Genomic DNA, 18694 nt, shown 5'->3' on the forward strand with positions numbered 1-18694 from the left:
ACATAGGGGAGAAGGACACGGCACCAAAGAAGGCGCCCGGCACGAGCCTGATGGTCGTGTCGGGCGCTTGCGTTATCGGGTGAGGCTGCGGGCGAGTTGCTGGGCCCTGACGGCTACGAGTGGTAGCTGCGGAAGAAGGCCTGCGTCTCGGGGTCGGAACTGTTGTCCATGACGTCCTCGGGCGTGCCGTTCTCGGCAATCGTGCCGTGGCGCAGCAGCACGATGCGGTCGGCCGCCTTGTGGGCGAAACTCATCTCGTGGGTCGCCATGAGAATTGTGGCACCCTGGTCCTTCAGCTCGGCAACCATGTCGAGGACCTCGCCGACGAGCAGCGGGTCGAGGGCGGAGGTGATCTCGTCTAGCAGGAGCAGCTCCGGCTCGGTCATGAGGGCGCGGCAGATGGCGACGCGCTGCTGCTGGCCGCCAGACAGGCGGTCCGGGTACTCGTTGGCCTTGTGGTCCATGCCGATGCGTTTGAGCAGGCTCATGGCCTTCTTCTCCGCCTGGGCGCGGTCCCACTTGAATACCTTGCGTGCCGCGAGGGTGACGTTGTTCAGGACGGTCATGTGGGGGAACAGGTTGAACTGCTGGAACACGACGCCGATGCGTGCGCGGGCCCTGTCCATGTTGATGCGAGGGTCGGTGATGTCGGTGTCGCTCAGCCAGATCTGGCCGTCGTCGACCTGCTCCAGGAGGTTGACGCACTTCATGAGCGTGGACTTGCCGGAGCCCGAGGGACCAAGCAGCGCGACGACCTCGTGCTGCTTGATGTCGAAGGACACATGGTCCAAAACGGTGTTGCTGCCGAAGCGCTTGCAGACGCCATCCAGGCGCAGGACGGTTTCGGCGGATGCGGACTCGGACATTAGACAAGACCTCCCGTACGCTCTCGAGAGCGAAGCTTTGCGGTGTACCAGTCGTTAAGAAGGATGAAGGGGACGCTGAGCAGGATAAACAGGATGCTCGCCACGACGTAGGGCGTGAAGTTGTAGGTCTTGGCGACGGCAATCTGGGCTGCGCGAACCGCGTCCACGGCACCCAGGGTCGAAATCAGGCCAACGTCCTTCTGCATCGAGATGAAGTCGTTCATCAGGGCAGGTGCGATCTTGCGGAGCGCCTGCGGGATGATGACCAGGCGCATGGTCTGGCCTGAGGTCAGGCCGAGCGACCTTGCGGAGGCGCGCTGCGAGGGGTGCACGTCCTGGAATCCCGCGCGCAGAACCTCGGCGATGTAGGCGGAGTAGGACATCACGACGGCCACCGTGCCCAGGATTGCCGGGTCGACGCGGCCAAAGAGGCCGAGGCCGGGTATGCCGAATCCGATGAGGTAGAGCACGACCAGCATGGGGATGCCGCGCATGACCGTGGTGTAGAACCTCGCGACGACGCGCAGCGGGAACATGACCGCCGAGGTGGTGATGCGGATGAGCGCGAGCGCGCCGCCCAGAACAGCGACGCCAATCACTGCGACCACGAGCACGCGGAGGTTGAGCATGAGGCCGTCGAGGACCTGAGGCCAGGCCTGGGCAAAGTACTCAGCCGAGAAGAACGACTCCTGGACCCTGGGCCAGCCAGGGGAGTTGGAGAGTCCGAAGGCGACGAGCCCTACGAAGATGAGCGACGAGGCGATGCTCGTCAGGACAGAGCGTATGCTCTGCTTCTTGCGGTATGCCTGCCGCTCTAGCTCGATGTCACTCGTGGTGACGGTGGTGCAGTCATTCATGTGGGAAGACTCTTTCTCGTGAGCGTGTAAAACCGTGCGCATACACAATAAAAGGCCGGAGCGTATGCCCCGGCCCCCTAAGTGAATTGGAAACACTTATTTTTCAAGCATCGGGACGTTCGAGGTGTAGTCCGCCAGCCACTCGTCCTGGAGCTTCTTGACGGTGCCGTCGTCGATCAGCGCGTTCATCGCGTCGGTGACGAATGGGGTGAGGGGAGAGTCCTTTTTCAGGGTGACGCCGGTGCCCTCAGGATCCTCGGTGCCAGGGATCTGACCAACGACGATGGCGTTATCTACCTGGCCGGACTCGACCATGTAGACGGCCTCGGGCGTGTCGGTGACGAGCGCGTCGCACTGGCCGGACGTTACGGCCTGAGCCGCGATGGAGTTGTCGTCGAAGATGCTGATGCCCTCGTCGCTCCCGTCCTTGATCGCGTCCTTGACGTAGTCGCCGGCGGTCGAGCCCACCATGACGGCGATGTTTGCAGAGGCGAGGTCCTTGCACGACTTCGCGCCTGCATACTTTCCGTCCTTGGGCACGACGACGGACTGGGTCGCGCGGAAGTACGCGGGCGAGAAGTCGACGGCCTTCTTGCGATCGTCGCTGATGGAGACCTGCTGGATGTTGAGGTCCCAGTTGTGGTCGCCGGGGGCACAGGCCTCGTCGAAGGACGTGCGGGTCCACACGACCTCGTCCTTGGAGAAGCCCATCTTGTCGGCCAGCGCATATGCGAGCGCGGCCTCGAATCCCTTGCCGGAGTTGGGGTCGTCGCCGATGACCCAGGGCTCCCATGCGGGGTCGCCCGTCGCGATGGTGAGCTTGCCCTGCTCGAAGGTCAGCTGCTTGGGGTCTTTCGAGTCTGCTGCAGCGCTGCTGTCGCTCGACGAACCACCGCAGGCCGCAAGGCCGAGCGTGGCGAGTGTAGAGGCGCAGACGGCGATGGCCTGGCGCCTGTTGAGGTTGGGGTTGGTCGAGAAGTGCATGGTTTCTCCCTTTCGCGCTCGCCTTGGCGGACGGGTGCTTGCTGTGGTGGGTGTATGTGTGCGACCTGCTATTTTCGCACTGTCGTGAGCATAGCAGAGGCGCTGCCTCGCGATTGTTAGGTGATAGTTACAACTAGTTATCTCGCGCTTCGATAGCCCAGCTCAGACATGTTGCGAGGCGAGCTCTCCCGCGTCTCGCCCGGGTCTTGTCTATACTGGCAGGAGCAAAATTACGGAGGGGAGACACATGATGCATACCGTTGCGGTTCTGAGTGCCCTGCAAAAGGAGTCGCTGGCCTTCTTCGAGCTTCCGGGCGAGAAGAGCTTGCGCCATTGCGGCGTGGAGTATGCGGAGCGCGATGTTTCGGGCGTCAGGGTGGTCGCCGCGAACGGGGGCATGGGGACCATAAACAGCGCGGCGTCAGCCCAGTTCCTCATTGACCGCTTCGGTCCGGATGCCCTCCTGTTCTGCGGAATCGCCGGAAGCCTCAATCCCCGCATCGGCCAAGGCGACGTGGTCGTGGGCGCGCGCCTGGAGTGCCTCGACTCCGACATGCAGATCATCGCGGAGTCCGAGCCCAACCTGACAAGCTTCCCCTCAGACGAGGGACTCGTGAGCCTGGCCCAGGCCGAGCTCGAGTCGCGTGGCTTCGAGCGCGTGCCGTCGGTCGAGCAGATGGGTGGGGAGGTGCTTGATGCGGCGTATGGCACGCTCGAGCAGCACGAGCCGCGCTTCGTGACGGGCGCCATAGCGACGAGCGACCTGTTTTCGACCGAGCCTGACGTGCTTCGCAAGGTCCGTAGCCGCTACGCGGCGGACTGCGAGGAGATGGAGGGCGTCGCCGCGGCGCAGGTCGCCGCCCGAGCGGGCATCCCCTTCCTGGCCGTGCGCTCCATCAGCAATGTGTGCGGAGAGGCCTATGAGGAGCTCGACGGACGTGACGATGACCTTGCCACGACGGCACGCCTCGCGGCCCAGGTGGCTCTGGGCGTTATTCGCAGGATGCCTGCCCAGAGGCAAGGGTAAAGCCCGCGTACATGAAGCCGGGGCTCACCATGCACGAGACCAGCGCGTCCTCGTCTGCGGGCACGGTGCGCTGCCAGACGCCGGCAGGCACCACGAACTGAGTCCGTGCGCCCTTCTCGTCCAGGGAAAGGACAATCCGCTCAACCTGGCTCTCGTCGGGCTCGCTTCCCGAGCCGGCGATCTCGAGTGTGACGGCGCCGGGTCCGTGCCAGAGCCAGGCCTCGTCGGCGTCCACGACGTGCCAGGCGCTCGCGTCGCCTGCGGGCAGGAGGAAGTAGATGAGAGACGCCAGGGGACGCCCCTCGGTGGAGTCCTCTCCCATGTTGGTGGCATCGCCCGTCGCGGCGGCGCTTGACTGCCAGGTTCGGCGGTACCATCCTCCCTCCGGGTGCTTCGCGAGTCCCAGCGAGTCGACCAGGTGCTGGGCGTACGGGCTAATTCCAGATGCGGTCATACACGACACTTCCCTCGATGATTGTTGCCTTGCAGCTGCCGGACCCATGGCGCACGAACTCCTCGAGCGTGTCCTCGAGCGCCTGCGGAGAAGAGACGTTCACCGGGATGTCGAAGAACGCCAGGTCCGCGGAGGCGCCCACGTTGATCTGGCCGATGCGCTTGGGGCCGCAGTTGAGTCCCATCGATTCGGCGCCGCCCAGGGTCATCATGCGGATGAGCCTGTGCGAGAGGTCCGCTCCCTCGTAGCCCTGCGCGATGGCGAGGTCATACAGGACGGAGACGTCGTCCAGCACGTCGAGGCTCGGACACGACGAGAGGGAGTCGGTGCCGACGGAGAGGGGGTTGCCCTCCTCGAGGTAGCGTGCGATGGGCGCGTTCTTCTGGGTGCAGGTGATTCTGTTCGAGCGCGGGCACAGGGCGACGGAGACGCCGCGCTGGCGCAGGATCCTGCGGTCCTCGCGTGACGCGTGGACGCCATGGGCTATGTGCACGTCGGGCCCGAGTACCGCAAGCTGGTCCAGGAACTGGATGGCGCTTGCGCCGGCGCCCGCGCGCTTGAGGTCGTTGAAGCCGCTCCACTCCGTGCGGTTCCACGCCCAGGATGTCTGGTTGGTCAGCTTGGAGGGGAGCTTTCCCGCCTCGGCAGGAGTCTCGCCAAGGTGGACGTGGAGCCTCATGCCCAGTCGACGTGCGATGTCGGGCAGGTCGAGCAGCGGACCAGATCCGAGCGAGTAGGGGGCATGGGGGCTGATGCCGATCTCGGTGACCCCCATGGACCTGATGACCTCGATCTGGGCCAGCAGGTCCTGGACGCCCTTGCGCTGCCAGTCCTCGTTGTTCCAGTCCATTACCTCCCAATACGTGATGCCATGCATGCCCTGGGAGGTCAGGGCGTCGGCTGCCTCGAGGTCAGAGGCGATGTCTGCCGCCGCCGTGGTGCCGGCCTCGACCATCATGCGCGCGCCCTCGTGTGCCCACTCGCGCCAGGGCTTGCGCTCGGGGCTGTCGTATATCTTGTTGAAGGCCAGCTCCCAGTCGCGGAAGCTCGGGTAGGTCGATTGGCCGACCGAGGCCATGCCGGTGTACTGGAGGTGCGTGTGCGCGTTGACGAGGCCTGGAGTGACAAGGCCGTGCCAGTTCCTGGTCTCGACGTCACCCGCGTCCTTACGGTCGTCGCGCAGCTTCTGCTCGACCCAGTCGCGCGTTCCCACGTGGAGAACGCGACCGTCACGCACCGCCACGGCTCCGTCGCAGATGACGGGCCCGGTTACGGGAATGACGAGGGGCGCAGTGTACAGGGTTACCGTTGCTTTGTCGTTCATTGCTTGCTCCAAGGTGCCGCGAGGGCGGTGTTGCGTATTGGGATGCGGGAGGCGCTACTCCTGCGTGATGGCGTCCGAGTAGTGCGTTACGCGCCAGTCGGGGACGAGGGGCTTCTCCTGCTGCTCGACGTCGATCGAGATGCCGCGCGCGGCAAGCGCCAGGCTCGCGATGCGCCTGTCGGTATCGGGTCCCAGGCGGTGCACGCCGACCGGCAGCTTATCGCCGCTGACGATGCGGTCGACCGCGCACAGCTGGACCGCGAAGCTGAGGTCCATGATCTGGATGGGGTTGCCGGGTCCGGCTGCGTAGTTCACACCGTCGCCGGCCGCGAGCAGTCGAAGGCGGCGCCCGTTGGGAAGGGCGAGCGAGAAGATCCTCTTGTCCTTCTCCGGACGTAGGGACCCGCCCGTCTGGATGACCTCGTCGAGGGCGATCTCGTTCTGGATGCCGCCTATGACGACGACGGCCGCGCCCTCTCGAAGGGTCTGAAGCGCGTCGAGGGCGAGCGTGTGGCGCACTCCTGTCGCGGACACGACCACGTCTGCGTCGTGCAGGACGTCAGACTGGGTGGCCACCTCGAAGCCCGCGAAGCGCGCCTCGAGCGCCTTGACGGGGTCCGTCTCGACAATGGCGACGCGCGCACCCAGCGTGCGGACGCGCCGCGCGAAGCCCTCGCCCACGGGGCCGTAGCCGATGACGCACACGCTCACGTCTGGTGAGCTGAGGGCGTCGGGGCCCAGGAGCTCCATCGTCGTGCTGACGCAGGTCTCTCCCGTGCCGTGGCGGTTGTCGAAGCAGGTCTTGAGTGCAGAGTCGTTCACCGCTATGACGGGGAAGGGGAGCTCGCCCTCATCGGCCATGGCCTGAAATGCGCGCACCCCGGAGGTCGTCTCCTCGGCGATGCCCCTGACGTTGGCGACGAGCTCGGGCCGCTCCATCACCAGGAGTCGCGCGAAGTTCGCACCATCGTCGATTATCAGGTCGGGCTTGAGCCTGTCCATGAGGCGAAGCGCCCCCTCGTGCTCCTGCGCAGGGGTCCACGTGCTGTTGGCCTCGATGATGTGGCCGCGTGCGGCGAGCTCGTCGGCTACGCGCTGGTCGCACTCGTGAGCGTGGCAGTAGACTCCGACGTTTGCGCCGGCAGCCGCCAGACGCTCCACCAGGACGGCAGTCTTTGGCTCGACGATGAGGCTGAGGGCGATGCTCATGCCCCTGAGCTTGCCTGACTTGGCAATCTGGTTGGCGAGTGCGGCCGAGACAGACATGCCCTTCTCGGCACGTGCGAGCATTTGGGCGCCCGTGAGGTTCTCGTGCGCGGGAAGCTCGGGGTACAAGAAGTCAGCGGCCTCTCTCTTGTCAGTGGGCACCAGGCCCCATTCGGCCATGCGCAGCGGCAGCGTCGGGTCCGCCTTCGCCAGTGAGTCGGGTGAGATGTAGACCCGTGCGCCGGCAAGTGATGCGTTCGTTTCCTGCGCCCATGCGCAGATCCAGGTGGAGAAGGTGTTCGTAATGACCTCGCTTCGAAGTGTCTCGTATGTTTCGCAGGCCCATCATAGGCCATGGGCACAGGGCGGGACCGCGTTGCCCGCATCGTGAAATTTGTTGTTCAAATCGCGTTGGCTACAGGTACGGTGCCGTTTGGGATGATCTTGCAGCCCATGAAAAAAGCCCCGCTTCGCAAGATGCGAGGCGGGGCCCATGAGAATATGCAGCCAGGTTTACTGGATCTGGGAGACCATCGTCATGTTCGTAGAGGTGATGTAGTCACCCTGGGAAGGCGAGGTCTGCGGGTCGCCGGCGGTGATGACGACGAGGTCGCCGGTCTTGACGACCTCCTTCTCCTTGGCGACGGTCAGCGCGTTGTAGCAGGTCGCGGAGAGAGAAGCCTGCTCAGAGGTCTTGAAAGCCTCGACGCCCCAGAAGAAGCAGGTCTTGCGCATGGCGTGGTTGGAAGGCGACATGGCGTAGATCGGCAGGTGAGGACGGAAGTTGGAGATCAGGCGAGCGGTGCGGCCGGAGTGCGTCGGGCAGATGATGCACTTGGCATCGGAGCGGTCGGCGACCTCGACGGCGGCAAGGCCGATGGCGGCGTTGACGTTGCGCAGGCCACCACGGTCGTGGAAGGCGTGACGCTCGGCGAGGTGAGCCTCGGTCTCACGGCAGATGGAAGCCATCATCTTGACGGCTTCGACGGGATAGGAGCCGGCAGCGGTCTCACCGGAGAGCATGACGCAGTCGGTGCCATCGTAGACGGCGTTGGCGACGTCGTTGACCTCTGCACGGGTCGGACGCGGGTTGCGGATCATCGAGTCGAGCATCTGGGTGGCGGTGATGACGGGCTTGTAAGCGTCGCCGCACTTCTTGATGATCTCCTTCTGGATGTGGGGAACCTCTGCGGGCGGGATCTCGACGCCGAGGTCGCCACGGGCAACCATGATGCCGTCGGAGACGGAGAGGATCTCGTCGAAGTTCTTGACGCCCTGGGCGCTCTCGATCTTCGGGAAGATGTAGACGTTGCGCATGCCGTTATCAGCGCAGATCTGACGGATCTCCTCGACGGCAGCGCCGTTGCGGATGAAGGAAGCGGCGATGGCGTCGATGCCGAGCTCGCAGCCGAACATGATGTCGGCCTTGTCCTGCTCGGTGACGGAAGGCAGGCCAACCTCGACGTTGGGGACGTTGACGCCCTTGCGCTCGCCGAGCTCGCCGCCGTTGTCGACCATGCAGAACATGTCGTTGCCCTCGACGTGGTCAACGGTGAGCTCGATCAGGCCATCGTCGATGAGGATGGTGGAGCCCTTCTCGACCTCCTTGGGGAGCTGCTTGTAGTCGAGCGAGAAGCGCTCGGAGGTGCCGATGACGCCGTCGTCGGTGGTAACGACAACCTGCTTGCCGGTCTCGAGGGTCACCTTCTGGTGGTTCTCGAGCTCGCCGGTGCGGATCTCGGGGCCCTTGGTGTCAAGAAGGATGGCGACGGGCTTGCCGAGCTCCTCGGAGATGCGGCGAACGCGGTCGATGTTGTTGCGGTGATATGCGTGGGAGCCGTGGCTGAAGTTGAAGCGGGCGACGTTCATGCCGGCCTTGATGAGCTCTCGCAGGACCTCATCGCTCTCGGTCGCCGGACCCATGGTGCAGACGATCTTCGTCCTTTTCTCGGTCATTTCTCTTTTTCCTCTCTTCGGGTTGCCTCGCCCCCGCTTGGGGCTTGGCGCGATAGGTATTCCAGCGCGCCGTGGCGCGCAGAATTGTTAGCAGACGACGCTGCGCTCGACGAAGTCGGTGCCGGTTGCGAAGGCCTGGGCGTTGTCCAGGGTGACGCGGGCGATCTGGCCGAGGGCCTCGTGGGTGAAGAAGGCCTGGTGGCTGGTCATGACGACGTTGGGGAAGGAGCAGAGGCGCGCGGTGACGGAGTCGATGACCTCGCCCTCGCGGTTCTGGTAGACGTTCGCGTTCTCCTCCTCGTAGACGTCGAGGCCGGCGGCACCGATCTTGCCGGAGATGATACCGCGGATGAGGGCCTGGGTGTCAACGAGGCCGCCACGGCCGGTGTTGATGAAGATCATGCCGTCCTTCATCTTGGCGATGGACTCGTCGTTGATCATGTGGTGGCTCTCCTCGTTGAGGAAGGCGTGCAGCGAGATCATGTCGGACTTGGCGTAGATGGTGTCGTAGTCCACGTACTCGTCGACGATGCCCTGGTCAACGAGGGACTGGTTGGGGTAGAGGTCAGCGCCGAGGACCTTCATGCCGAAGCCCTTGCAGATGCGGCAGAGGGCAGCGCCGATGCGGCCGGTGCCGATGATGCCGGCGGTTTTGCCGTGGAGCGTGGAGCCAACCAGGCCAGTGAGGTCGAAGTTGTTGTCGCGAACGCGGTTGTAGCCCTTGCAGATGCGACGGTTGGCGGCCAGGGCGAGTGCCATGGCGTGCTCGGCGATTGCCTCGGGGGAGTAGGCGGGAACGCGGGTGACCTTCATGCCGACCTGCTTGGCGTAGTCGACGTTGACCGCGTCGAAGCCGGCACAGCGCATGAGGACGAGCCCGACGCCGAGACCACGGAGGATCTCGAGGGTCATCGGCGAGATGTCAGCGTTGACGAACGCGCAGACGGCGTCGTAGCCCTGAGCGAGCGCTGCGGTGACCGGGGTGAGGTTGGAATCGATGAACTCAACTTGGACGTCGGGATAGTCGACAAGCTCCTTCTCGAAGGATTGACGATCGTAGCTCTTGGTGCCGTAGAAGAGAACCTTCATTCCATGTCCTTTCGACGAGTTCTCCGCCGCGCTTGCAGCAGTGTTACTAATGGTTCCAAATAAAAATAGTAACGCAGCCAATATGGCAATGAGCTGTGTATTTGCATCTGTGGCGGCCTCGTAGAGCTTGTATATGCGAGGGGGGTCAACTTCCCGATCGCGTTCAGGCTCCCGCCCGCCGACGACTAGCGCTTTTCCGTTTTTCGGGCTTCCTCCTGTCGTGATTTCGCGTCTGGCGACCCTATAGGTTGCACACGCTTCAGGGCACAATCGCGCAACGGGCGAGAAGAACGTGCGCAACTGCTGGAAATGGTGTATGGCCCGGTGGCGTTTGGTAGTATTGAAGCTGTTATTTCCGGTTGTCCGGCATGGCAGCCTTGGTGAGCCCTTGCCCCTCCTGGGGAATTACGATCGGGCATCAATCTGCCGGACGTATTACATTCCAGGAGGGATATATGAGGGAATACCTGTCCAATTCCGCGCAAGTCCTCGCCGACCTTGCGTCGGATGGGACTGCGGGCATCACGAACGTCGAGGCCGCAAGTCGCCTCGAGCGCGACGGCCTCAACAAGCTGAAGGAAGCCAAAAAGACCCCGCTTTGGATCCGCTTCTTCCAGCAGATGGCCGACCCCATGATTGTCATGCTGATCGTCGCCGCGCTCATCTCGGCGCTCACGAGCATCGCACAGGGCGAGGCCGACTTCGCGGACGTCGTCATCATCAGCTTCGTCGTCATCGTCAACGCCGTCCTGGGCGTCGTGCAGGAGTCCAAGGCCGAGGAGGCCCTTGCGGCGCTGCAGGAGATGTCCGCGTCCCAGAGCAAGGTTGTCCGTGACGGCAAGCTGGTCGGCGTGCCCTCGCACGAGCTCGTCAGGGGCGACGTCATACTGCTTGAGGCTGGAGACGCCGTCCCGGCCGACTGCCGCATTCTCGAGAGCGCCTCCATGAAGATAGAGGAGGCCGCCCTCACCGGCGAGTCGGTTCCCACCGACAAGGTCAGCGAGACGCTCGAGCTCGCCGAAGGCGTCGACGACGTTCCCCTGGGTGACCGCAAGAACATGTGCTACATGGGCTCGACCGTGGTCTACGGCCGTGGTCGCGCAGTCGTCGTCGCGACGGGCATGGGCACCGAGATGGGCAAGATTGCCGACGCCCTCTCCCAGTCCGCCGACGAGGAGACGCCGCTCCAGAAGAAGCTCGACGAGCTCTCCAAGGTGCTCTCCATCGTCTGCATTGCCATCTGCGTCGTGGTCTTCCTGGCGACGTGGTTCAAGCACGGCATGGGGTTCTTCGATGACATGACGCTCGTGCTCAAGACCTTCATGGTCGCCGTAGCGCTGGCGGTTGCTGCGATTCCCGAGGGCCTTGCGGCCGTCGTCACCATCGTCCTCTCCATTGGCGTGACGAAGATGGCAAGGCACAACGCCATCATCCGCAAGCTCTCCGCGGTCGAGACGCTGGGTTGCACTCAGATCATCTGCTCGGACAAGACCGGTACCCTGACGCAGAACAAGATGACGGTCGTCCGCCATTTCAGCGAGGACCAGGGTCGCCTGGTGCGCTGCATGGCTCTCTGCTCCGACGCCAAGTGGGATGCGACCAAGGGGGAGGCCGTGGGCGAGCCTACCGAGGCCGCGCTCGTCGCCGACGCCGCACGCCTGGGGTTCACCACCGCCGACCTTGACGCGGCCAACCCCCGTGCCGGCGAGGCGCCGTTCGACTCCGGCCGCAAGATGATGTCGGTCGTCAACGTCTCGCCCGACGGCAACTACATCCAGCACACCAAGGGCGGTCCGGACGTTGTACTTGACCGCTGTACCAAGGTCAGGACAGAGCATGGCGACGTCCCCATGACCGACGGGTGGCGCAGGCGCATCCAGGACGCCAACAAGGAGATGGCTGATGGCGCCCTCCGCGTCCTCGCGGCGGCTCGCGTCAACTATGGCAAGACGGCCCCTTCGGACTACTCCGCCGAGGCTCTCGAGAAGGACATGACCTTCCTCGGTCTCTGCGGCATGATCGATCCGGTTCGTCCCGAGGTTGCGGACGCCGTCGCCGAGGCGCACAGCGCGGGCATCGATGTCGTCATGATTACGGGCGATCATATCGACACGGCCGTTGCGATCGGCAAGGAGCTGGGCGTCGTTCAGGGCGCCGAAGAGGCCATCACCGGGGCCGAGCTCGACAAGATCTCCGACGAGGACTTTGCCAGTGCGGTCGAGAGATACCACGTCTACGCGCGCGTCCAGCCCGAGCACAAGACGCGTATCGTCGACACCTGGAAGCGCAAGAACAAGATCGTCGCCATGACCGGCGACGGCGTGAACGATGCGCCGTCCATCAAGCGCGCCGACATCGGCGTGGGCATGGGCATCACGGGCACCGACGTCACCAAGGGCGTCGCCGACATGGTCCTGGCCGACGACAACTTCGCGACGATCATCAACGCCTGCGAGGAGGGCCGTCGCATCTACGACAACATCAGGAAGGCCATCGCGTTCCTGCTGTCCTCGAATCTCGCCGAGGTCATCTCCGTCTTCGTCGCGTCTCTCATCGGCTTCACCATTCTCGAGCCCACGCACCTGCTGTGGCTCAACCTCATCACCGACTGCTTCCCCGCGCTGGCCATGGCCATGGAGGAGGCGGAGCCCGGTATCATGCGCCGCAGGCCCCGAGAGGCCACGGACGGCATCTTCGCCGGTGGCATGGGGGTCGACTGTCTCGTCCAGGGCGTCTTCATCGGCGTCCTGACGCTCGTCTCGTACTTCGTCGGGCTCAGCTACGAGGGCGTTGCCCTCGCCGACGTCCTCTCCGGGGCGAACAAGGGTCTCGACGGCATGACCATGGCGTTCCTCACGCTCTCTATGGTCGAGATGTTCCACTCGTTCAACATGCGCTCGCGCCGTCAGTCCGTCTTCAAGCTGCCCACCCAGAACGTCTGGCTCTGGCTCTCGCTCGCGGCGTCGCTCATCCTGACCTTCGTTGTCATCGAGACGCCGCTTGCTCAGGCGTTTGACTTTGCCGAGATTGGGCTTCAGGAGTACGCTATCGCCATGGGCCTCGCCTTCCTGATCATCCCGATTGTCGAGGTCTACAAGGCAATCATGCGAACCATCGAGAAGAACAAGTAGGCCATATGGCAAAACGCGCGAACAAGTCAGCACGTCGTCGACTGGACAAGCGCACGGGCGTCGGCGGGGCCTCTCCGGTCCTGCCGGCGCTCTCTTCTTTGGTAGACGTGCCGAGAATGGAAGAGCTCGTGCCGAGCGAGCGGCAGCGCTCCCAGTTCTCGTCCGAGCGCGATCGCATCTCGCGCGAGATGGAGATTGACCCCCAGGAGCTTCACCTGGGGTGCGTCGTGAGACTCGACCGCGGCTTCCCCGCGGTCATGAGCGACCGCGGGCTCGAGCGCTGCGAGTTCTCCGCCGCGCTCACCAAGGGGCGTGGCAACTCGAGTGTCGCGGTGGGCGACTGGGTCGTCGCACGCCTGCCCGAGGGACACGACATGGGCCTGCTGTGCAAGATACTCGAGCGTGAGAGCGACGTCGCGCGCTGGAAGGGCAGGGCGCGTGGCGAGAAGCAGACGCTTGCAGCCAACGTCGACGTCGTCCTGGTCGTGCAGCCGCTCGGCCGTCAGACGCTCGACTGCGAGCGCATCGTGCGCTCTGCGGTCATCGCCCGTGACTGCGGGACTGACGTCGCGGTCGTGCTCACCAAGGTTGACCGCACGGATCCGGAGGTCCTCCGAAGGGACCTTTCGCTTGTGCGCGACGTCGTGGGCGACGAGGTCAAGGTCGTGGTGACCGTCGTCGGCAAGGAGGCGTCGACGTATCCCACGCAGGTTGAGAGGCTCGAGCGAATGGCGAGGGACTGCGGTGCGCTCTGGGGCGTCGAGGGCGTTCGCTCCCTGGTTCCCGGGGGAGTCAAGGCCATCGTCCTCGGCGAGTCTGGTGCGGGCAAGTCCACGCTGCTCAACGCGCTCCTGGGACACGAGGCCCTCGAAACTGGCGCGGTTCGCGGCTCAGATGACGCCGGTCGACACACCACGGTCGCCCGGCGCATGGTCAGCCTTCCTGGCGCGGGCGTCATAGTAGACGAGCCTGGCCTAAGGAGCCTGCCCATAGTTGGGCACGAGCGCGGCCTTGCCAAGGTGTTCCCCGAGATTGCTGCCGCGGCGGCGAGCTGTCGGTTCCGCGACTGTACGCATACGCACGAGCCGGGGTGCGAGGTCCTCGCCCGGCTTGCCGCGAAGGACTTCGACTCCGTGCGCGTGAAGGCCTACGTGGACCTTGCGTCAGAGATGCGTGAGAGCGCGGGCTCGCTCGACCCGGACGTGGTTTTGTAGCGCAGGCCAAGACATTAACTATTGCTTGGGCGTGACCGGACGGTGCAGTTTGGCACCAGCTTGGTCACGCTCCTTCTTATCCTCGACGCTTATGCCGGCAGCTTTCACTGTCAAGTGGGTCAGTGGGAAGCCAGCTCAGTTTTCTTTGAGCGCGCCATCCCTCTCTTGCGAATCGAGAATTATCACACGCCTCGAACGAGGCTCGTCTCGATTGCGGGAGGTCCCATGTCACTCAGGTTCCGCATAGCCTTCTCGGCAGCGTGCGCCGTACTTGTCGCCCTGGTCTTTCTTGCCTATGGCAACCACGTGAGGGCAGAGGCGGAGCAGGTGCGCAGCGATGCAATAGCGCGCTATGGGGGCGAGGTTGTGAGCCTGGTGGTGGCCACGCGTTCCCTCGAGCCCGGCGACGTCGTCTCTCCGTCTGATGTCCAAACGCGCGACTGGATTGCCGACCTCGTGCCAGAGGGTTCCATAACGAGCGTCGACGGCGCCGTGGGACGCGAGGTGACCGTGCCCGTTTCGGGCAATGCCCCCATAACCGAACTTGCCTTCCGAGACTCGTCAGAGGTTGCCGAGGTGCCGTCGGGAAAGGTTGCCGTGAGCCTGGCGGTCAGCGACAAGCTTGGCCTGCCTCGCGGCGTCCGACAGGGCGCGGTCGTCTCCGCCTACCAGGTCGGCCAGGAGGGCGCCCGACTCATTGCCTCGGAGGCAACGGTGTTGTCCACGCCGTCCGCCGCGCAGGGCATCGGCTCTGCCGGGCAGGTCTCGCTTGCGGCCGCCCCCGAAGACGTTCCCGCACTGCTGTCTGCTGCGGCCTCGGGTGACCTGCGCCTCGTCTTGCCGGCTGACGACGCCCGGGAGGTCCCGAAGGGCTCCGCCGCGGCTCCCGAGGAGCTGAGGCCGATGGAAGAGGAGAAGGCCAAGGCTGCGGAGCCCGAGCCGTAGCGGCTCTCCACGGCGTTGGGGCCAAGGCGCTTTTCACGTTTCGAAGAATTGTCTATTTGGAGGTGAGGGCTGATGACGGAGATGTGGATCGGCTGCTGCGGAAGGGGCAGGGGGCGTGACCTTGCTCGGGCGCTGCGCTCGGTCGAACCTTCCTCGACGCTGGTCGTCGTTCACGATGCGATGGGAATGAGGAACCGCTTCGCCGATGAGGTTCCGGGTGATGTCGGGGCGATAGTGGGCCTGAGCGACGAGGGCGTCTCCGACCTCAACCTGGCGGCCGCGATTGCCCATGACGGCAGGGCGGCGAGGGTTGTCCTGGTCACCTCCTCCGCATCCGGCTCGTTCCGCTCACGTGCCCGCCAGGCAGGCGTCAGCCTTGTGGTCGACCTCGACAGGCTGGACAATCAGAAAGACGAGTCGGGGCGTGCTCCCGCGCGCTTTGCCGCACCTCAGGCAACTAGCTCTCCCTCCGCAAGCCAGGGCGCTCCAGTATCCGAGAGCGATGGGGGTCGCCCTGGGGAGGCGCCCTCGCGAGCGGAGGGGGAGCGGGAAGCTGCCGTCGCGGCGCCAAGCGACATCTCGGCAGGGGACGGGTCTGCCCCCGTCCTCGCGTTCGCATCGGGACGTGGTGGGGTCGGCAAGACGGCGCTCGTTGCCGTCTGCGCCGCATTGGCTGGGTCATGGGGGATGAGGGTGGCCCTGGTGGACCTTGACCTCTCGTGTGGAAATCTCTTTGCGTGCTTTGGAATCCGCCAGCCCGTTGATATCACGCGCATCTCGGGAGACGGCTCGCCGAGCAACGAGCTGTTGGGGAGGAGCTGCGCCCGCTGCCGCGACAACGTCTACCTTTGGGGACCTTGCGAGCGGCCCGAGATGGCGGAGCTCGTGATGCCGCATGTCACGCGGCTGCTGGGATACCTGCGCGAGCGCTTCGACCTCGTTCTGGTCGACACCTCGACGACCTTTACCGATGCCGTGGCCCAGGCGGTGCAGGCGGCCGACCGCCTCGTGCTCGTGCACGATGGCGCGGTCGGCGCGATAGGGCCCGTCTCCCGCGCGAGCGGCCTGGCCGTGAGACTGGGCGTGGCGCGCACGCGCATCGTTCGCGTCGAGAACTTCGCCGACCCAAGGAGCAGGGGCGAGCCAAACCTCGGACGTGCCGAGGTGGGGCTAGAGGGCGCGCGGCTCTTTCGCGTTATGGATGGAGGAGGAGAGGTGAGTGAGTGCCTTTCGTCAGGCCATGCCGTAGAGCTTGCGTCCGAGCCCGGCGAGTTCGTCGACTCCGTCTCACTCCTCCTGGCGACGCTGCTCAACGATTTGGGCGCGCTTCCCGAGTCCGCACGCTTCGCACTCGAGCCCAGCGGCCACAAACCCCGGTTCTCGCTCTTCTCGTTGAGGAAGGCGGCCAACTGATGAGTGTCCTCGAACGCGTCGTCCAACGTGAGGGCTCCCAGGAGGTCTCGTCTACCAGGAGGAAGTCGAGGGAGCTCGGCAAGAAGCTGCGCGAGCAGCTCGTGGACTGCCTCGGCTTAGAGGTGATAGCCGGTATGGTCGACGGTGACGGCGGCAGGAGGGTTCGAGACGAGCTTGCGGTAACGTGTCGTTCGCTGCTGAACGACGAGGCGTATGACAACCTCTTGGAATCCGAGCGAGATCAGATCGTCCGCGAGGTCCTCGACGACGTCTGCGGGCTCGGCCCAATCCAGTCCCTTCTGGATGACGACGACGTGAGCGAAGTCATCGTGAACGGGCCCGAACGCATCTTCTACGAGCGCGGTGGCAGGCTCTGCCAGTCGGAGGCCTCGTTCGAGTCCTCCGAGCAGGTCTTGACGATCATCGACAGGATCTTGGCGCCACTCGGTCGAAGGCTCGACCGCGCGAGCCCCATCGTCAACGCGCGTCTTGCGAACGGTGACCGCGTCAACGCAGTTGCTGACCCCATCGCGATAGGCGGTCCAGCCGTGACCATAAGGAAGTTCTCGAACAGGATTACGTCGCTCTCGGAGCTCGTGCGACTCGGCGCCCTGCCGCAATGGTATGCGCAGCTCCTGACGTGGGCGGTCAGGACCCGAAGGGACGTGGCGGTCGCGGGCGGCACCGGATCGGGCAAGACGACGCTGCTCAACGCGCTCTCCTGCGAGATCGGCCTGGACGAGCGCATCGTGACGATAGAGGACTCCGCCGAGCTGCGCTTCAATACCCATCCTGACGTGGTGAGACTCGAGGCCCGAGACGCGTCGATCGAGGGTACGGGCGAGATAACCATCCGCGACCTCGTCAAGAACGCGCTGCGCATGCGACCCGACCGCATCGTGGTCGGAGAGGTCCGCTCGTCCGAGGCCATCGACATGCTGACCGCGATGAACACCGGACATGACGGCTCTCTCACGACGCTTCATGCGGGGACGCCGGACGAGGCCATCATGAGGCTGGTGCTCATGGCCCGCTTTGGCATGGACCTGCCCACCGACATCATCGAGGAGCAGATCGCGACGGCGTTGGACGTCCTGGTGATGTCGAACAGGTTCCCGGACGGTGAGAGGCGCATCACGACGCTCAGCGAGGTCTCGCACGCGCCGGGAGGAGGCGTCGGTCTGACGGAATGTGTCGCGTTCGACAAGGGGACGCGCACCTGGCGGTTCGTGGAGGAGCCGCGCTTCGTAGAGGAGTCGCTGAAGTCTGGAGCCCTGCCGCGAAAGGAGGTCGAGCAGTGGAGACGCTTGGTGCCTGTGCAGTCGGCCTGATTGCGGGTGTCTGGTGCCTGCTCGAGCTGAGGAGGAGGGCTCGCCCGGCCGTCCTCCACCGATCGGAGACCATGCGGCTGCTCCGAAGGCTGCTCGCTTTGGTTGGTAGGACAGTGCTCGTCAGATGGCTGTCGAGGCTCGCCTCTTGGTCACGTGTCGGCCTTTCCGTGTCAGAACGTGCCGGGGAGGAGGTCGCTTCAGCCGAGAAGGGCATTGCACTCGTTGTCGTGCTGTCCCTTGCGGCCGGGCTTCTCCTGTCGCTGCTTGCCCAGTCGCCCTTGGGGCTTGCGCTCGTGCCGCTGGCAGCGTTTGCCCTCGTGCCTGCGTTCGACGCGGGTTGCGAAAGGAGGCGGCGCGCGGAGCTGACCCGCGCCATGCCCCAGGCGTTTCGCACCCTTGCGGTTGCGATGGGTTCTGGGGAGACGCTGTCCCAGGCAATTGCGTACGTGGGCTCTCATCAGGGCGGTGCTGTGGGGAAGGCCTTCTGCCGGGCGTCGCTTCGCCTGAGGTGCGGCCAGTCTGCGGGTGAGGCGCTGGGAGACCTGCCCGACGACCTCGACGCGCCTGGGGTGGGGCTTCTTGCGACGGTCCTGACCATTGCCCAACGTACGGGCAGTCCCCTGAAGGAGATGCTCGGGCGGGCGGCGACTCTGGTGGAACGGCAGGGCGAACTTGAGAGGCTGCTTGCCGTCAAGACGGCTCAGGTGAGGATGTCCGTGCGTATGGTGAGCTCTCTGCCCGTGGTGATGCTGGTCACGCTCTCGCTCATATCGCCTGACTTTCGCCAGGGACTCGCGACACCCATTGGCATTGCGTGCGTGGTGGTGGCTGCCGTGATGGACGCCACGGCACTCGTGATCATCAGGCGACTCATGAAGGGGGTGCTGTGATGGATGC

Annotated in this window: 15 protein-coding genes; 7 read left to right on the top strand and 8 right to left on the bottom strand. The window is 64.7% G+C overall.

All coding sequences use genetic code 11. The features are described 5' to 3' along the window. Positions 1-113: 113 nt before the first annotated feature. The 3 genes from BMY31_RS01065 to BMY31_RS01075 form a co-directional block, all read right to left on the bottom strand. Complete coding sequence (locus BMY31_RS01065) at positions 114-866, bottom strand: amino acid ABC transporter ATP-binding protein (RefSeq protein ID WP_078686436.1); 753 nt, start codon at positions 864-866, stop codon at positions 114-116. Continuing rightward, positions 866-1723 (bottom strand): amino acid ABC transporter permease, encoded by an 858-nt coding sequence (locus BMY31_RS01070; protein ID WP_200802588.1) that lies wholly within the window; start codon positions 1721-1723, stop codon positions 866-868. The genes BMY31_RS01065 and BMY31_RS01070 overlap by 1 nt, the downstream gene beginning before the upstream one ends. 96 nt (positions 1724-1819) lie before the next feature. Then, positions 1820-2707 (bottom strand): ABC transporter substrate-binding protein, encoded by an 888-nt coding sequence (locus tag BMY31_RS01075; RefSeq protein ID WP_091007483.1) that lies wholly within the window; start codon positions 2705-2707, stop codon positions 1820-1822. Between the two features lie 247 nt (positions 2708-2954). On the opposite strand from BMY31_RS01075, the gene BMY31_RS01080 reads away from it, so the two are divergent. After that, a complete protein-coding gene (locus BMY31_RS01080) occupies positions 2955-3734 on the top strand; it encodes a 5'-methylthioadenosine/S-adenosylhomocysteine nucleosidase (RefSeq protein WP_091007486.1) in 780 nt (259 codons plus the stop codon). On the opposite strand, the gene BMY31_RS01085 is transcribed toward BMY31_RS01080, so the two are convergent. The 5 genes from BMY31_RS01085 to BMY31_RS01105 form a co-directional block, all read right to left on the bottom strand. Beyond that, on the bottom strand, positions 3700-4188 hold the full coding sequence (locus BMY31_RS01085; RefSeq protein WP_078686440.1) for a cupin domain-containing protein: 489 nt from the start codon (positions 4186-4188) through the stop codon (positions 3700-3702). The genes BMY31_RS01080 and BMY31_RS01085 overlap by 35 nt on opposite strands. After that, positions 4169-5512, bottom strand: a complete 1344-nt coding sequence (locus BMY31_RS01090; protein WP_078686441.1) for an amidohydrolase family protein — start codon at positions 5510-5512, stop codon at positions 4169-4171. The genes BMY31_RS01085 and BMY31_RS01090 overlap by 20 nt, the downstream gene beginning before the upstream one ends. A gap of 54 nt (positions 5513-5566) precedes the next feature. Further along, positions 5567-7024, bottom strand: a complete 1458-nt coding sequence (locus tag BMY31_RS01095) for an adenosylhomocysteinase (protein ID WP_091007489.1) — start codon at positions 7022-7024, stop codon at positions 5567-5569. A 207-nt stretch (positions 7025-7231) separates the two neighbouring features. Next, positions 7232-8674: a pyruvate kinase gene (gene pyk, locus BMY31_RS01100; protein WP_078686443.1), complete on the bottom strand. Its 1443-nt coding sequence runs from the start codon at positions 8672-8674 to the stop codon at positions 7232-7234. Between the two features lie 87 nt (positions 8675-8761). Continuing rightward, positions 8762-9763 (bottom strand): 2-hydroxyacid dehydrogenase, encoded by a 1002-nt coding sequence (locus tag BMY31_RS01105; RefSeq protein ID WP_078686444.1) that lies wholly within the window; start codon positions 9761-9763, stop codon positions 8762-8764. Positions 9764-10218: 455 nt separating this feature from the next. On the opposite strand from BMY31_RS01105, the gene BMY31_RS01110 reads away from it, so the two are divergent. The 6 genes from BMY31_RS01110 (at position 10219) to BMY31_RS01135 (ending at position 18687) form a co-directional block, all read left to right on the top strand. Beyond that, entirely contained in the window at positions 10219-12894 is a 2676-nt protein-coding gene (locus BMY31_RS01110; RefSeq protein WP_078686445.1) for a cation-translocating P-type ATPase, read from the top strand. A gap of 116 nt (positions 12895-13010) precedes the next feature. Next, positions 13011-14108: a ribosome small subunit-dependent GTPase A gene (gene rsgA / locus BMY31_RS01115; RefSeq protein WP_257612309.1), complete on the top strand. Its 1098-nt coding sequence runs from the start codon at positions 13011-13013 to the stop codon at positions 14106-14108. A 225-nt stretch (positions 14109-14333) separates the two neighbouring features. Further along, positions 14334-15053 carry a Flp pilus assembly protein CpaB gene (cpaB, locus tag BMY31_RS01120; RefSeq protein WP_091007495.1) on the top strand — a complete coding sequence of 240 codons (720 nt, stop codon included), beginning with the start codon at positions 14334-14336 and terminating at the stop codon, positions 15051-15053. Positions 15054-15125: 72 nt separating this feature from the next. After that, complete coding sequence (locus BMY31_RS01125) at positions 15126-16466, top strand: nucleotide-binding protein (RefSeq protein ID WP_091007498.1); 1341 nt, start codon at positions 15126-15128, stop codon at positions 16464-16466. Continuing rightward, positions 16466-17797, top strand: coding sequence for a CpaF family protein (locus tag BMY31_RS01130; protein WP_091007501.1), 1332 nt, complete (start codon positions 16466-16468; stop codon positions 17795-17797). The genes BMY31_RS01125 and BMY31_RS01130 overlap by 1 nt, the downstream gene beginning before the upstream one ends. Continuing rightward, a complete protein-coding gene (locus BMY31_RS01135; RefSeq protein WP_078686450.1) occupies positions 17764-18687 on the top strand; it encodes a type II secretion system F family protein in 924 nt (307 codons plus the stop codon). The genes BMY31_RS01130 and BMY31_RS01135 overlap by 34 nt, the downstream gene beginning before the upstream one ends. The last annotated feature ends 7 nt before the right edge of the window (positions 18688-18694 follow it).

The organism is Parafannyhessea umbonata (genome assembly GCF_900111255.1).
Lineage (GTDB): Bacteria > Actinomycetota > Coriobacteriia > Coriobacteriales > Atopobiaceae > Olsenella_J > Olsenella_J umbonata_A.